This window comes from uncultured Fibrobacter sp. (assembly GCF_947166265.1).
Lineage (GTDB): Bacteria > Fibrobacterota > Fibrobacteria > Fibrobacterales > Fibrobacteraceae > Fibrobacter.
In genome coordinates, this window is the sequence record NZ_CAMVDO010000025.1 from 1 (window position 1) to 15844 (window position 15844).

Consider the following 15844-nt stretch of genomic DNA (forward strand, 5'->3'; position numbering starts at 1 on the left):
GTACCAGACGCTCCGCTGCAACTTCCCGAACGGCGACATGGTGGGCCACACCGGTTCCTTCCGCGCTGCTACGATGGCTATCGAAGCTGTGGACATCGGCCTCGCACGACTCCTCCCGGTGATTGACGCTCTCGGTGGTGTCGCTATCATCACGGCTGACCACGGTAACGCCGACGAAATGTATGAAATCGACAAGAAGACCGGCATGCCGAAGGTCAACAAGGACGGTTCCTTCAAGGCCAAGACGAGCCACACCCTCAACAAGGTGCCCTGCATCCTTTACGATAACGTAACGGGCGGCAAGCTCGGCCTCAAGGAAGGCGACTGGGGTCTGTCGAACATCGCTGCAACGACCGCGAACCTCCTCGGCCTCGAGAAACATGAGGCTTGGGACGACTCGATGTTGATCATCAAGTAATAGATTCTCGCCTTCGCGAGAAGGACGAAGTGTTAGTGTCATCCTGAGTGTGGTTTGCTTCGACAGTGCTCAGCACAGGCTTAAGCTCACGCTTCGCAAGCTCGCTAACCGAGTAAGGTCCCTGAGCCTGCCGAAGGGCGGAATCTAAGGATCTAGATTAGAATTATAGAAAGGAACCCTTCGGGGTTCCTTTTTTTCGTCGCGCCATTCTGTAAAAATTCATTTACATTGCATTTTTATCATCCACTTTCACTTTTTTTTGTTTACATTTCTTTTCATAACAAAAAACATCTTTTTGTAAGGAGAAAATTATGAAGAAAATGCAATGGATGCTCGCAACGTCCCTGGTATGTGGGGGAGCACTCTTTACCGCCTGTTCCGATGACAGTTCGTCGAGCAGCACACCGGATGAACCGAAGGCAAGCGCAGAACAGACCGCCTTTGTCGAAAACACTCGTGCCAACCTCAAGGATCTTGCAGAGAACCTCAACTTCAGTTCTTGGCAGCTCGCCAACCACATGAATATGGAATTCAACGAAAGGGTTCTCAACAATGATGAAATTGATAACGCCATTACGAGAACGATAAGCGCAGATATCTACAATAGTATCACCGCGGTGGAAAAGAAGAGTGAACTCGGCAAGCTGGGCTACGAAAACGTGGCTACAGTTGACCTTTCCAGGCTCAAGGCCTCCTTTACCCTGACCAAGGACGGAACGTTCGATGTCAAGGAAGCAAAGAACTTCGAAATCGTACTTCCGATTCGAAATCCGGAAACCAAGAAGGTTTCCGAAGAATCTCTTAAGCTGACCTTGAAGATGGGCGGAGATTCGTACAAGTTCATCAACAAGAAATTATCCTCCGACGAACTTGCAGTCGTGATGAAGGTTCCGGAGGAAATTTCCTTCGCTATCTCGGCCAAGCCCGATGGCAAGTGGGCAGACCTCTTTACGGGTTCATTCAAGAACGACATCAGATCTAACAGCAAGTCCGAATACGTGGACATAAGGAACACGTCCTTCAATATTACCGGTGAAGTAAACTCGACCCTCAAGGCGATCGAATTGGCAAACGGCGACAAGACCAAGGCCGATGCCACAACCATCAAGTTCGCCATCGGCAAGGATGTCTCCAAGAAAAAGAACGGAGCAATGTTCGACTTCAAGCATAACAAGAAGAACATGCTGTCCTTCTATGTCGAAAACCACATGGGTGACAGAGACGACGTAGACCTTTCTGAACTCACCAACAGCAGCAGCATCGTGGATGTTATCACAGCGCTCGCAGCCGGCACAGGCATCGACAGTCTGACCCTGACCTTGCTTGACGACATCACCATTTCGCTGAAGGTTTCCGACAACCAGAAGCTGATGAAGGCTCAGCAGGCCTTGGCAGACGCCCGTCGTAACTATGCCGACGAAAAGACCATCGAAAGCTACACCAAGCAGGTGAACAAGCTGGTGACAGCCTCCCTCACCGCAAAGGATGTGGACCAGACGATTCCGGTGACCTTCGAAACGGTGCAGTTCGGTGTTGACTTCTGGACGATGCCCGCCCTGCAGTTCAACAAGGACGAAGGCTACGTTCCGCTGGTTGAAGTCCTTGACCAGAAGTCCATCGAATACGGTATCAACATCATCGACCACGCTGCCGAACCGATGCAGGATGCCATTGTGGTTGTCCGTCAGCTGATGCAGTACTTCCAGAAACTCGCCGGCCTGTATGACGACTATCAGGGCGATAACGACGCTGAATAATAAGCTATAAACTCTTAAGACCGCCCCAAAATGGGGCGGCTTTTGTTATTTTTTTGCTACAAGGAGAAAATATGAAAAGGCTAATTACGACATTGGCGGTCGCAACCACCGTATTTACAGGTTGCTCGGACGACAGCAGCAGTAGCAGCGCCCCTACCGTTTCGGACCTCGACGAGAAAATTGTCGGTAAGTGGATCAATACGGAAATCGGCGGTAAAAAGGCTCTCACAAACAAGAAGGCCGTTGTCACATTCGAATCGAACAAGAAAGGGACCGCAAGTATAGCCCTTGGGGACTCGGTATGGCAAGGGCAAACCGAATTTTCGTACAGCACCAAGGACAACGAAATTTCCTATACGTTCTGGGACAATTCCATAACGAAGACAGACTTCAAATGGATTGTCGAATCCGTCGATGAAAACAACCTAAAGACAACCTTCCAAAGAAGTACTGTAATAGACGACGTTGTACAGGAAAGTTCCAATGAAATTTCCTACGTCCGCGTGACCGAAGACTACTCCCAGTCGATCATTGGCCTCTGGGAAGGTTCAAGTACCAGCAAGGAAGGTTCCACATTTGATGACGGCCAGAAACACCGCTGGGAATACCTGGACAACGGCACCTTCCGTTACTACGTTCAAGACGAAGACGGCAACTGGATTCCCAACCCCAATCAGACCAAGTCCGAATACTTTGTGGACGGACCGCTCCTCTGCACCCGCTGGGTGATTGACGGCAAAGAAAACCGCGAATGGTGGGAAGTGGAATCCATCAAGGACAACGTCATGAAATGGACCGCGCTCCGCGCGAAAGGCGACGGTTCCACCTACACGGCAAGCTTCAAAATGAAAAAGGTCAAGCCTCTCACCAAGGCAGACATCGAAAAGAAGATGATCGGCAAGTGGATTCTTGCGGAAACCGACGGCAAGCAGGCCCTTACGAACAGGAAAGTGGTCACAGACATCGTATCGACCAAGAAACTGCGTCAAAGCTTATCCTACACGGACAGAAACGAATGGCTGGACGGCGAGGAATTCAACCTTACCCTCAAGGACAATCTTCTGTCCTGGACCGTAAAGAATGACTTCTCCGAAAGAGTCTTCACGCACGAAGTGGTTGCGATTACCGATAATGACATGTACACCTACCTTTCTTCGAACATGATCGAAGACGGGAAAAAGCAGCCGAGCGTATTCTCTCCGAAGGCGGTTCATTTTACCCGAGTTACCGAGGACTACTCCGAAGACATTTTGGGCATCTGGGAAGGCAAGATTACCAGCGAAAAGTCTGACTACGATGACCGCGAGGAACACCGCTGGGAATTCAAGAAAGACGGCACCTTCCTTTTCTACTTTAAGGAGAAAGGCAAGTGGAAAGTGAGCGATGACGCCTACGCCGACTACTTTGTTGAAGGCCCCCTGCTTTGCACCCGCTGGAAAAACAACGGCAAGAATCAGCAGGAATACCGCGAATGGTGGGAAATCGAAACCCTCAAGAAGGGAGGCATGAAATGGACCGGCCTCCGCGCAGATGAAGACGGATCCACCTACACCGCCACCTTCGAAATGAAGAAGGTCGAAGAGTAAATCCCCGCTTTTCAACCTTGTTCAACGTTTACTTTCAAGTTTCAGCCAAAAAGCAACATTTTCAAGGAGAAAATCATGAAAAAAATGCAATGGATGCTCGCGACGTCCCTGGTATGTGGGGGCGCCCTCTTTAACGCCTGTTCCGATGACAGTTCGTCGAGCAGCACACTGGAAGAACCGAAGCCCAGCGTAGAACGCACCGCCTTCGTGGAAAACACTCGCGCAAACCTCAAGGAACTTGCAGAGAACCTCAACTTCAATTCATGGGAACTCGCCAACCATATAAATATGGATTTTAACGAAAATGTTCTCAACAATCCTGAAGTCGAAAACGCCATTACGCTTACCCTCAGCCGGGACATTTTTGAAAGCATCACCGACGTGGACAAGAAGAGCGAACTCGGCAAGATGGGCTACAAAAAAATGGCTACGGTCGACCTGAACAAGCTCAATTACAGCTTCACCCTGCAAAAGGATGGGACGTTCGATGTCAAGGAAGCCAAGAACTTCGAAATGATCCTTCCGCTGAAGAATCCGGAAACCCAAAAGATTCTCGAGAAATCTCTTAAGCTGACCATGAAGATGGGCAAGGATTCGTTCAAGCACATTCTCAAGAAGTTGTCCACCGACGAACTTGCAGTCGTGATGAAGGTTCCGGAGGAAATTTCCTTCGCACTCTCTATCAAGCCCGAAGGCAAGTGGATTGACCTCTACACTGGTTCGTTCAAGAACGAAGTCAAGATGAGCGGCAAGTCCGAATACCTCGACAGGATGACTTCCGCCTTCAACGCCACTGGCGAAATCAAGTCCTCTCTCGAAGCCGCCGAACTTGCTAGTGGCAAAAAGGTGGAAGCCGATGCAGCATCGATCGCATTTGCTATCGGACAGGATCCGGCAAAGCACATGGCAGGCGCAAAGATCGCTTTTGTGCATAACAAGAAGAACATGCTGGCCTACCGTATCGTGCAGACCCGTACAAATAAAAACCCCATCGACTTCTCGAACATGGCCAACAGTGACGGCATCGTGGACGTATTCTCGGTTATGACGGGATTGATCTCCGACTTGAGCATCGACAGCTCTTCGCTGACCTTGCTTGACGATGTCACCATTGCGATGAAGGTGTCCGATACAGGCAAGTTGCTCAAGGCTCAGCAGGAACTGGCCGCCGCCCGTCGCAGCTACGCCGACGAAAAGACCATCGAAAACTACACCAAGCAGGTGAACAAACTGGTGACCGCATCTATCACCGCAAAAGAAGTGGACCAGGAAATTCCAGTCACTTTCGAAACGGTGCAGTTCGGTGTTGACTTCTGGACGATGCCCGCCCTGCAGTTCAACAAGGACGAAGGCAATGTTCCGCTGACTCAGGTTCTTGACCAACAGTCCATCGCCTACTGCCTCAACATCATCGACCATGCTGCAGAGCCCATGCAGGACGCTCTCGTAGTTGCCCGTCAGCTTATACAGTACTTCCAGAAGATTGCTGGCCTGTATGACGACTATCAGCTCGATAAAGCCAACGACTAATCAATAGGCGTTATACTCTAAAGGCCGCCCCATGAAATGGGGCGGCCTTTTCATTACTTTCCCAGCGTGCCGCGGGAGTATTCGTTGATGCAGGTGACGGCCTTGCGCTTGCAGGGGGTGCTTTCGTCGTAGAACACGACGCGGTCGTTGCGGAACACCTCGCCGAAGATTTCCTTGCCGGCGGCGTTGCTCGCCTTGTTGTACTTAACGTCGTAGAAGATGTCGGAATCGCGAGTGACGACGCGGATTTCGGCGTCGATCTTGTAGGCGCCATGCGAGCCCTTGAGCTTGAAGCCGTAGGGCATTTCGGTTATCGTAGTAAACTTGAGGTCGGGAGCCTCGAAATCGAGCTGCATCCAGGAGCGGGCGCCACCCTTGTCGCGGAGACTGAACCAGCCTTCTTGCGTACCTTCGGTACTTTCGTTCGCCGATTCCATCGCCATGTTGAGAGACGCGACGTAGCCGTCGCGGGCAAGCGAAAGGTCTTCCTTGAATTCATGGTAGGTGTCCATGTCGCCATCGTAGGCGAAAAGGGGGGCTGTAAGGAACAAAGCCCCGAAAAAGGCAAAGTATTTCATAAAATGCAATTTAGTAAAGACTTTTTTCTATATTTATGTCACGCCCGAGCCCGGGTGGTGGAATGGTAGACACTGGGGACTTAAAATCCCTTGAGGGCAACCTCGTGCGGGTTCAAGTCCCGCCCCGGGCATTAACGGCAACCAATGGAGCAGCCCATGATCGAATTCTACCCGAACAGCATCTACTACCCGCGCGAAGCCGTCGAAGAAAAACTCGCGAAGGGTGAACTCGCCAGGACCGAAAAGCACCTGATGGGCTGGACGGAACGCCACCGTGGCGAAATCTGGGACTGCGCCCGTGAAGACGCGGAAGAACCGACCGACGAAATTCTCCTGGACAACCTGCGCGCCCTTTTGCTCTGCAAGGGTTCTCTGCAGCCCGCCGCCGAAATGGGCGACATGATCCGGGAAATCAAGAAAGAAGAATGGTACCGTAACGAATCGCACCACGAAGACCCCAAAGAAGTGGCCGAGGAATGGCGCGCCAAGTACCTGATCAAGTGGCGCGAAGCCCGCATGTTCGAAGCGTTCATCCTGATCGAAAAGCGTACCGAACAGTTGCTCTCTATCCTCAAGAGCAAATAGTTAGTAGTTAGCCTTCCACACAATAGGCACCCAAACGACAAAACGTCCGCCAACGCTCCGTGGATAACGCCAATAGGTCTGGATTTGCGAAAGCACCAGGCCTTTCAAATTTTCGTCGTCGGTATTGCTGAATAGAATTTCCGGCGTAAACATTCCCAGGGAATCCAGCGTGAGCTTTAGCCCAATGACAACATCCTTTTTTTCGGAAGGGGCCGCATTTTTCAATTTCTTGAAATGCTCTGCGGACGCCCAATGAAGCCCTGCCGCGCGGCCCTGTAGAAATTTTTCGAACTGAAACAGGTCGCGGTCCGCGGAATTTTCCAGCACATAGAAATCGTCTACCGAAGGCATCACCATACGTCCCGTAAACGCATTCCACTGTTTCTCGTTTACGACGGGTACAATCGACACCGGCGCCTGGTACGGCTTAATATGGTATATTGCGAACAAAAGCCCCGCAAAGACAAGTATCAAAAAGAAGATGGGCAGATCGCTTTTCATAGGCCCCCTCAATCATCCGTTTCGATAGCCTTGATACAAAGCTGCATGGATTTACGGTCGTTGAAGTAATTCCAGGTCGGTTCAAAGATGATCGAGACAGGCTTGTTCTTGTTGAGCAGAGTCTTGCACTTGCGAAGTCCAAAGGCTATCGCCGGGAATACGCGGCTGCCGGCCTGAGAAACATCCATCTGCAGATGCCCGCCACGAATTTCACGCAGGCGATGAATCTTGATGTTGTCCGCACGGAACGTCGGATAGGGGAAACTGCCACTGAAGGGTTCCAGCCGTTCCAGGAAATCGAGCACCGAGATCAACGCGTTATTCGGCCGTATCGAATCGCCAACACGCATGTACTGCGACGATTCCACCACCAGTTCGTTCAGCGAGATTCGGATGTCGAACGGACAGGACTCCGCCTGCGGTTCCTCGACTTCGCCCTTATAATCCTGACATTCCGCCGAAGCTTCAAGGCGCCTGCGGAGTTCATCGATCTTGTCGGCAGGAAGCGAGAACCCCGCCGCATTGGCGTGGCCACCCCAGCGGTCAAAAAGATCCCTGGAATCAAAAAGCGCCTTGTGCCAGTTGAAACCGGGTACCGCTCGGGCACTCGCATGCGCCATGCCGTCGCTTATCGAAAGCACCGCCGTCGGACGGTGATATTCCTGGGCAAGCTTTGCCGCAACGATACCGATGACCCCTACGTGCCAATCGTTACCCGCCACCACAAGGACTGTCGGAAGCTTGTCGCCATAGGTCGCCTTGACCTGTTCGAGCGCCATGTCGGTTATTTCGGCTTCCTTCTGCTTGCGCTTGCTGTTCCATTCGCGAAGTTCCGCCATGAGGGCGTTCGCCGCCGCCATGTTCGGACTCAACAAAAGCTTGAGAGCTGGATCGGGGCGTTCCATGCGGCCAGGTGCATTCAGGAGCGGAGCAAACTTGTACATGACATCGATGCCACCCACGCTTCCGTGCGACTTCATGAGGTCGCCATACATTTCCTGCAAGCCGGGCCAGCAACTGCCTTCTATCGACTTGAGTCCAGCCTTGGTGAACGCCCTGTTTTCAGGCGTCATCTGGACCAGGTCGGCAAGAGTTCCAAGGGCAACAAGGTCCAGGAATTTACGTGGTTCGGGCATCGACAACCGCGAATAAAGGGCGCATACAAATTTGTACGAAACACCGACGCCGCAAAGCTCCGGATTCGGATACAGGTCACCTTCCTGGTGAGGATCCAGAAGGACGTCACATTCGGGAAGGCCCTCGCCCGACGGCTGGTGGTGATCGATTACAAGAATCGACATTCCGAGTTTTTTCGCCTGCGCAATTTCAACATTTGCAGTAATGCCGGTATCGACCGTAATCACGTAGCGTGCCCCCGCCTGGTACATTTCCTCGACGGCAGACGAAGAGAGCCCGTACCCGTCGCCAAAGCGGTTCGGAAGGCGCCAATCCGACTCGATTCCCAGTTCGGCAAGTGCACGCGTCATGAGCGTCACGGCCGTCATCCCGTCCAGGTCGTAGTCACCGAAAACAAAAATCTTTTCGCCCTTTTCACGGACGTCCAGCAACCATGCGACCGCCTCTTCCATTCCCTTCATCAGGAACGGGTCGTTCACATCATCGGAATTGCCGCACAACATGCGGTGCGCCTCGGTCAAGGTTCGAATTCCCCTCGACACGAGAAAACGGGCAACGACATGGGGAATGCGCAAGCTTTGCGCCATCGAAGACGCAAGGCGTTCATCGCCATTCTCGAGCATTCCACTTTCCAAGGTCATTACTTGTACCCTTCAAAAATCTTGAGCGAGAGCGTCTGCAGGCACATCATCGGAGTAATTCGACGCGACTCGATTCGGGACATGGTTTCCTGCACCGTCACTAGCGAAAGTTCCAGTGCCGTCGCATCGATACGGGGGAACTGCGCCATATCAACCTTGTGGGCAGTCTCTGGCATGCGAAGCGTTGCCCCCGCCTGTTCGCGAAGCAAGTCAGCAAGCAAGAAGGAGAGCACTTCCAAAAAGCGATTCGCCATGTACGGATCTTCCAGCGTGGTTTCCTTGAGCTGCAAGAAAAGTCCCGTATAATCGCCCTTCAGGGACTTCTGCAAAAAGTCGACCGAAAGGTCTAGCCACCCCTTTCCGTTTTCGGCATAGTAAAGCGCCTTTCCCGGCGAGCCTTCCGCAAGTCCTACAATATCGTCGGTCAAAGCAGATTCGTCAAAGTCCTCGCCCGCAAACTTCAATACCTCGCCACGGACCTCGTTGTCGGAAAGCGGCAACAGGTGAAGCGCAAGGCAACGGGAACGGATCGTCTGCAGAATCTTTTCGCGCGAAGACGTCGTCAAAATGAAATAGGTATCCGCAGGAACATCTTCCAGAGTCTTGAGGAAAGCATTTGCGGCAGACTCGTTCATACGGTCGGCATCGGAAACAATCACCGTACGTACTCGATCGCCCTTCATGGCAAAGGCAGACGTCATCGCACGAATCAGGTCCACCGAAATAAACGCCCCCGCCGAGAATATATCTACGCGGTAAGGGTTCTTCTGGATTTCCTCGATATAGGCCTTCTTGAAATCCTCGATGGTTTTCGCCTTGCTTCCCGGAGCAACGTCGTCGGAACTGCGGGCATGCGCCTCGTCGGATTCCATCGGCACGACCCACTTCTCGGTAGAACCGCTATCCTCTGCCATACGGCAGCCGAAACAATGTCCGCACGGACGCATATTCGGATCGGTACACTGCAGCGCCTTCGCAATTTCCATGGCGAGCGCCTTCTTGCCGATTCCGGCAGGGCCATCAATCAGCACCGCCTGCGGAAAGCGATTTTCACGGAGGGCCGACATCACGCGGATGCGGGAGCGTTCCTGAGACACGGGGCCATGTAAAGTATATTCGATCATTTCTGCTTTAACCACAGCAAGGGATCCACGGTCTGCGTACCCTCGCTTACTTGGAAATACAATTTAATTCCATTTAGCGACGCCACATCGCCGACTTCGCCAATTTCTTCGCAATTTCGCACCTCTTTGCCCTCCTGCACGCGGATAGACTTGAGATGCCCGTACACGGAGTAGGTTCCCCCCGCATGTTCAATAATGACAGAAGGGCCACGGCCATCGATTTCGGCGACCATCACCACCGTTCCAGCAGCGGCGGCACGAACCGCATCGCCCCGTTTTCCCCGGATTTCCACACCCAGGTTTCGCGTCATGATATGCAGCACCGGATGTTCCTGCAAACCGTAATTACTGATGACATCACCCTTCATCGGCATGCACTTCGGACCCTTGAGCGCTTCCGCCACCGTCACCTTCGGCTTTTCCACCGTCTTTGCCGGGGCCTTTTCCTTCTTCTTATCCTTCTTCGCCTTCTCGGCCTTTTCGCGGGCCTTGCGGGCGGCCTCTTCCTTTTTCGCCTGTTCGATTTCTTTCTTGCGGCGTTCTTCCAGTTTCTTGATAAGCGCAAGCATCGTCTTCTGGTTCTGCTCGAATTCCTTCAAGGCCCGGCGCTGCATGCTCTGGTCCTGCTTCAGGCTCAGGAGCATCTTTTCCTGGCCGCTCATCTGCGAAACAAGCCCCTTCTCTTCGGCGGCTTTCTTGGAACGCAGCTGCTTGAGGTCGGACAGGTGTGCAGACTCCATCTGCTTCTTTTCGTCACGTTCCTGAATCAGCAGCGAAAGCGTCTCGATTTCTTCGCGATCCTGGTTCAGAATGTGGTGAACCCAGTAGACCTGACGGTCGGGGTTTCCTTCCTGGGTAAGCAAGCTATAAAGTACGCGCGCTTCCCCTTTGCGGCCGTTCACGTACAAGCTACGAATCCGCTTTTTCATGGCTTCCTTGCGCACCACGATTTTACGGTCCAGCGAATCGATATCGGCAGAGAGGTTCACGATCGCCCGTTCAAGCATCAGTTCGCTCTTGGAAAGCTCGGTGATGTAGGTACGCGTCTGGTTCAGGTTCTGGTCAAGAATCGAAATCGTGTTGAGAACGCCCTTTTCCTCGGTTTCCAAAAGGGCCAGCTCCTGCCTCTTTTTCGCCAAGTCCGACTCGAGTTTCTTGAGGGCGTTTTTCTGTTCGTCAATCTGGGCGTCCGTCTTTTTAGTGACAGAATTCTGCTTGGACTTGGAAACGACAGACGTCTTCGAGGCCTTGGTCGAAGTAGCCTTTGGCTTTGCGGATGCGGCGGAAAAAGTAAGACCGACTAGCAGACAGAACAACAGAACGGAAAGGCGCATGCATCAATCCTGTTCGCCACGCTTGATCGAAAGGAAACCGCGAACCGTGCGAAAACTGAAATACCCCGCAAGGAGCGTCACCAGCAATACGACCGAGAAAAGCACCAACCCAAGTCCGCCCAGGTTCGCCTCGACAATCGGGAAAACTCCAGCCACAGAGCGCACCACCGCCGCAAGTAGGATTACGGCAAGACCGGAACCCACCAGGCCCTGAATGACGCCCTGCATCACGAACGGGAACTCGATAAAGAAATGGCTTCCGCCGGCATACTTCATGTTCTCTACCAGAAGCCTGCGCGACAAGAGAGAAAGCCGCACCGAATTGCAGATAATGAGCGAAAGCGTAAAGAGCAAGAGCACGCTTATGCAAATGGGCCAGAACACCATCCGAAATTTCCAGGCGGCAATCTTTTCGACCCATTCGACCGGAGCCTGCACCTCTTCGAAATAATCCTCGCGCGAAAGCGCGTTCTTGAGTTCAATCAGTGCCGCAGGGTCCCTACTGTCGTCGGCGAGCGTCACCCTGAAAAACGGAGGAATCGGGTTTCCTTCCACAAGGTCAAGCATCTCGCCCGAAAAATGCCTGCGGAAATCGGCCAGGGCGGAATCGGCGCTCACAAACGTAACCGACCCGATATGCTTGGTATGCTCCAGGTGCGTACGAATCACCTTCAGTGAATCTTCGGGAAGGGACTCGGGCAAGAATGCCTCGACCGCATAGAGATTCTTTTCCATGGAAAGGATGCGCATCACAGTGCCAAACGCCACAAAAGACGCCGAGAGCAACAGAGAACAAAGGAAAATTGTCACCAGCGACGGCAATATTACCGTGCGGTGCTGTTTCATTCCGCGGAAAGATTCCGATATTAAATAACCCAGTTGTCCGAACACGAGGTGAATTATAACTAAATTTTAGGGGGTTCTTTACAGGGCAACTATGGGAAACATCGTATTAAAGATAACGGCACTAATTTTTGGTATCGCCCTCTGGTTCTTGGTGATTTCGCAGAAGGATTTCCAGCTTTCCGTGGAGGTCCCGCTCAACTTTGTAAAGATGCCCGAGACCATGGCAATCGCCTCGAAGCCACCCCATACGCTCCACATCACGGTCGAAGGCAGGTCCTGGGATCTGATCCGCTTGCAGCAAACCATACGCGATCCGAAACAGAATTCCATCGCAATGGTCGTCGACATGCAACAGGCCGAACTGGGAGCCACGCGCATCCACTTGGACGGCAAGAACTTTGTCGCGGCGGGTTTCCCGGACATCCATTTCGTTGAACCCGAAAACCAGCTTCTGTTCGTAGACCTCGATATCGACACCCGCATCACGCGAAATGTACCCATCAAGTCGGTGGCGACGTTCAATGCGGCCCAGGGTTACCTGATTGCCGACAACCCGCAGGTGTCCCCCGAAGAAATCGTCGTATCCGGTGCAAGGAACGCCCTTACGCGCATTATCGACATTCCCACGGATTCCGCCTATTTCGACACCCTGCGCGAAAGCCAGGCGTTCACCGTTCCGCTTGACTTTTCGACTCTTCCCGCCTTTGTCCGCCCGAGCGATTCCCTAGTCACCATTTCTATCGATATTCAGAAAATGGCAAGCAAGACCTACAGCGACATTCCCGTCAACCTGATCGGATTTTTCGACAGGAACGTCTACTCGCTCCAACCGACTAAGCTTTCCGTGGAAATCACGGGCGGAAATATCGCACTCGATTCCATTACGGCAAGCAACATTGAAATCCTGATGGAATTCAACCGCTTTGCCATCGAAGACGCCGACAGCCTAGCCCCCACCGTGAAGCTTTCGCTCCCGGCACACATTAACCGCGAAATGTCTATCAAGGCGATTCAGCTCAAGCCCGAAAAAGTGACTCTCCTGAAAAAAGAGGAAAAGCCCGTCACAAAAGCCGACTCGCTAGAAGAGGTTGTCCCATGATCTGGCTTGGAATAGAATCAAGCTGCGACGAAACCGCCTGCGCCGTATTGCAGGACGATCCTGTAAAAGTCCTCTCGAACCCGCTCTACAGCCAGATCGACGAGCACGCGCTATACGGCGGCGTCGTTCCCGAAATCGCGGCACGCGCCCACCTGCAGAAAATTTCACCCATCGCAGAAGCCGCCGTCAAGGAAGCCGGCATCGAACTCAAGGACATCGACGCCATCGCCTACACCACAGGCCCGGGCCTTATGGGACCGCTCCTTGTCGGAGCAAGCTTTGCAAAGGGACTTGCCCGCGACTTGCAGATTCCGGCATACGGCATGAACCACCTGGAAGGACACCTCGCCGCAGCCTGGCTCACGCACCCCGAAATCGAGCCGCCGTTTTTGACACTCACCGTTTCGGGCGGGCACACGGAACTTGTACTTGAAGAGCCCGGTTTCAAGTACACCAGCATCGGGCGCACCCGCGATGACGCAGCAGGCGAAGCTTTCGACAAGTGCGGCAAGTTGCTCGGCCTCAAGTACCCCGCAGGTGCTACCATCAGCCGCCTCGGTAAAGACGGCAACCGCAAATTCGTCGACTTTCCGCGAGCACTCCACGTTCACGACAACTGCGAATTTTCTTTCAGCGGCCTAAAGACCGCCGTGCTCCGCTACACGGAAACGCACGATCCCGAATTCATTCAGAAAAACATCGGTGACATCTGCGCCTCGCTCGAAGATGCCATTGTCGATAGCCTTGTGACAAAGACCATTACCGCCCTCAAGAAGACCCGCATGAAAACCCTCGTGGTCGGAGGCGGCGTGAGCGCAAACGCCTGGTTGCGCACAAGGTTGCAGGACTACTGCGAAAAGCACGGGATCATGTTCTGCATTCCGGAACGCAGCCTGAGTACCGACAACGGAGCCATGATTGCAGCAGCAGCCATCCGTCGCAAGTTGCAGGGAAAACTCACCTCGGTGAACGAAGTCAAGCCCTGGATGCCTCTCGCCCTGTAACATTTCAGGGAAAGCACATAAAACGGGGCCCCGAGCCCCTATTTCGTCACGCTTTTTTGACGCCCCCTTTTCTTTTCTGTTTTTTCATTGTATATTATGGGTATGCTAGACAGAATTATCTTCACGCTGATGCACAAAACGGCCAAAACGCTTGCCGTGTGTTTGGCATTCTGTCTTATACCCCTTGCAGGCGCTTGGGCACAAGATCTGGACAAGCCCGTAAGCGACGTCGAAGTTTTCCGCCCCGAAAAGCGCGACACCAAGGTGGAACTAGTCGATTCGACCAAGAACAATTCAGTCACGCTGAACGTAGACATTTTCGCCGACGGAATCATCGGTTCCTACTACATTCTGTGGGACGACGTCGACCTCTCCGAAGATATCAAGCAGCTGATGACCACGCGCGACTTTGCCCGCGACGAATTCTTTATGCAGAACATCGACCGCGAACAGTTCGAGCAGGAACGACTGTTGCAACTTTTCGAAGACAAGAAAAAGGAATACTTCGCCATTTTCCCCGAAGAAGCGCTGAAGATGATCGAAGACCAGCAGAAAGATAAGTGATTAGGAGAGTGGTATGAGGTCGCGGCGTTGCCGCTTTGAGGAGTGAGGGGTCAGGTATCAGGAGAGTGTCATCCTGAGCGTGGTTTGCTTCGACAAAGCTCAGCACAGGCTTAAGCTCACGCTTCGCGGGCTCGCTAACCGAAATAAGGTCCCTGAGCTTGCCGAAGGGCCGGAGCAACGGTCCGAAGTGAAAGACGTCGAAGGATCTCTTGTTGAAAACATCTAGTGATTAGTTCATGTTTAGCAGCGAAAAAAATTTCAGCGAATGGAGTCTCTCGGGATTCAGCGGCGCCCCCGCATTCCTTTTCGAAACGCTCGAAAGCACCCACAGCTTAATGAAGGCCCGCGCCGCATCCGGAAAAATTGTTCCCGGCACCTTGATGGTCGCCGACACGCAGACGGCAGGACGTGGCCGTCACGAACGCACCTGGGACTCCCCCGCCGGTCTCAACCTCTACTTCAACATCCTGATTCCGCTAGATGGAATCCCGCTCGCCTCGGCACCGCAGATTACGCAAGTGGCGGCGCTTACCTTCGCTGAAATTTTCAAGAGCCTCCAGGATGACGCCAACGCGAAAGGCCTCGGCAACCAGGACATTGGGAAAGTCACCGTCAAGTGGCCAAACGACATCCTCTGCGGAAAGCACAAGTTCTGCGGGATTTTAGCAGAGTTAGTATTTATAAAGGAGATTCCCGCCTTCGCGGGGATGACAAGCACACAAGGTTCTCCGAAGCCCGCCATCAGCATGGGCGTGGGAATCAACGTGAACAGTTCCCCCGCCGACTACGCCCACCTGGGCCGCAGCGTCACAACACTGAAAGATATTTGCGGACAAAAGATTAATCGCGAAAAATTATTGCAAATGCTCATCGGCAATCTGGAACGCGCCATCGGGCAGTTCCGCGCCTTCGGCATCCGCCCGTGGATTGCTGCGTGGAAACGCATGGACCAGTTCATCGGCGCCCGCGGAACTATAGTCGTGAACAACCGATGCACCGACCAGAACCGTAACAGCGGCGAAGGCTCCATCAAAAAAACAGGCTCCATTCTCGACATGCAAGACGATGGAAGCCTGCTATTCAAATGCGACGACGGAACCATAGAAACCGTCTATTCCGCCGACTTAGAAGTGTAGGGAA

Annotated in this window: 15 protein-coding genes, 1 tRNA gene and 1 pseudogene; 11 read left to right on the plus strand and 6 right to left on the minus strand. The window is 52.9% G+C overall.

Translation table 11 applies throughout. From position 1 onward, the window contains the following. From Q0W37_RS11430 to Q0W37_RS11445, 4 genes and pseudogenes are all read left to right on the plus strand, one after another. A pseudogene (locus Q0W37_RS11430) lies at nt 1-418 on the plus strand (2,3-bisphosphoglycerate-independent phosphoglycerate mutase); the annotation flags it as partial. A gap of 311 nt (nt 419-729) precedes the next feature. Further along, nucleotides 730-2175 (plus strand): hypothetical protein, encoded by a 1446-nt coding sequence (locus tag Q0W37_RS11435; RefSeq protein WP_297701696.1) that lies wholly within the window; start codon nt 730-732, stop codon nt 2173-2175. A gap of 71 nt (nt 2176-2246) precedes the next feature. Continuing rightward, nucleotides 2247-3761: a hypothetical protein gene (locus tag Q0W37_RS11440; protein WP_297701697.1), complete on the plus strand. Its 1515-nt coding sequence runs from the start codon at nt 2247-2249 to the stop codon at nt 3759-3761. Between the two features lie 75 nt (nt 3762-3836). Further along, nucleotides 3837-5291: a hypothetical protein gene (locus tag Q0W37_RS11445; protein WP_297701698.1), complete on the plus strand. Its 1455-nt coding sequence runs from the start codon at nt 3837-3839 to the stop codon at nt 5289-5291. A gap of 53 nt (nt 5292-5344) precedes the next feature. Here Q0W37_RS11445 and Q0W37_RS11450 read toward each other — a convergent pair whose 3' ends face one another. Further along, the gene (locus tag Q0W37_RS11450; protein WP_297701699.1) at nt 5345-5869 is read right to left on the minus strand and encodes a hypothetical protein; all 525 of its coding nucleotides are present in this window, start codon (nt 5867-5869) and stop codon (nt 5345-5347) included. A 48-nt stretch (nt 5870-5917) separates the two neighbouring features. On the opposite strand from Q0W37_RS11450, the gene Q0W37_RS11455 reads away from it, so the two are divergent. Then, nucleotides 5918-6000 (plus strand) — tRNA-Leu (locus Q0W37_RS11455). A 25-nt stretch (nt 6001-6025) separates the two neighbouring features. After that, nucleotides 6026-6454 carry a hypothetical protein gene (locus Q0W37_RS11460; RefSeq protein ID WP_297701700.1) on the plus strand — a complete coding sequence of 143 codons (429 nt, stop codon included), beginning with the start codon at nt 6026-6028 and terminating at the stop codon, nt 6452-6454. Here the strand turns inward: Q0W37_RS11460 and Q0W37_RS11465 are convergent, their stop codons facing one another. Genes Q0W37_RS11465 through Q0W37_RS11485 form a run of 5 tightly spaced genes read right to left on the minus strand, consistent with a single transcriptional unit; the run spans nt 6455 to nt 12037 of the window. Further along, nucleotides 6455-6955: a hypothetical protein gene (locus Q0W37_RS11465; RefSeq protein ID WP_297701701.1), complete on the minus strand. Its 501-nt coding sequence runs from the start codon at nt 6953-6955 to the stop codon at nt 6455-6457. Between the two features lie 8 nt (nt 6956-6963). Beyond that, entirely contained in the window at nt 6964-8733 is a 1770-nt protein-coding gene (gene recJ / locus Q0W37_RS11470; protein ID WP_297701702.1) for a single-stranded-DNA-specific exonuclease RecJ, read from the minus strand. After that, complete coding sequence (locus Q0W37_RS11475; RefSeq protein WP_297701703.1) at nt 8733-9857, minus strand: AAA family ATPase; 1125 nt, start codon at nt 9855-9857, stop codon at nt 8733-8735. The genes recJ and Q0W37_RS11475 overlap by 1 nt, the downstream gene beginning before the upstream one ends. After that, nucleotides 9854-11191: a peptidoglycan DD-metalloendopeptidase family protein gene (locus Q0W37_RS11480; protein ID WP_297701704.1), complete on the minus strand. Its 1338-nt coding sequence runs from the start codon at nt 11189-11191 to the stop codon at nt 9854-9856. The genes Q0W37_RS11475 and Q0W37_RS11480 overlap by 4 nt, the downstream gene beginning before the upstream one ends. A gap of 3 nt (nt 11192-11194) precedes the next feature. Next, nucleotides 11195-12037, minus strand: coding sequence for a permease-like cell division protein FtsX (locus Q0W37_RS11485; RefSeq protein WP_297701705.1), 843 nt, complete (start codon nt 12035-12037; stop codon nt 11195-11197). Between the two features lie 91 nt (nt 12038-12128). On the opposite strand from Q0W37_RS11485, the gene Q0W37_RS11490 reads away from it, so the two are divergent. The 5 genes from Q0W37_RS11490 to Q0W37_RS11510 all read left to right on the plus strand — a co-directional run bounded on the left by Q0W37_RS11490 (nt 12129) and on the right by Q0W37_RS11510 (nt 15840). After that, nucleotides 12129-13136, plus strand: a complete 1008-nt coding sequence (locus Q0W37_RS11490) for a hypothetical protein (RefSeq protein ID WP_297701706.1) — start codon at nt 12129-12131, stop codon at nt 13134-13136. Further along, on the plus strand, nt 13133-14140 hold the full coding sequence (gene tsaD, locus Q0W37_RS11495) for a tRNA (adenosine(37)-N6)-threonylcarbamoyltransferase complex transferase subunit TsaD (RefSeq protein ID WP_297701707.1): 1008 nt from the start codon (nt 13133-13135) through the stop codon (nt 14138-14140). Before Q0W37_RS11490 ends, tsaD begins: the two co-directional genes overlap by 4 nt. 102 nt (nt 14141-14242) lie before the next feature. Next, entirely contained in the window at nt 14243-14704 is a 462-nt protein-coding gene (locus tag Q0W37_RS11500) for a hypothetical protein (RefSeq protein ID WP_297701708.1), read from the plus strand. Nucleotides 14705-14783: 79 nt separating this feature from the next. After that, entirely contained in the window at nt 14784-14930 is a 147-nt protein-coding gene (locus tag Q0W37_RS11505) for a hypothetical protein (RefSeq protein WP_297701709.1), read from the plus strand. 10 nt (nt 14931-14940) lie between these two features. Further along, entirely contained in the window at nt 14941-15840 is a 900-nt protein-coding gene (locus Q0W37_RS11510) for a biotin--[acetyl-CoA-carboxylase] ligase (RefSeq protein ID WP_297701710.1), read from the plus strand. Nucleotides 15841-15844 lie beyond the last annotated feature (4 nt).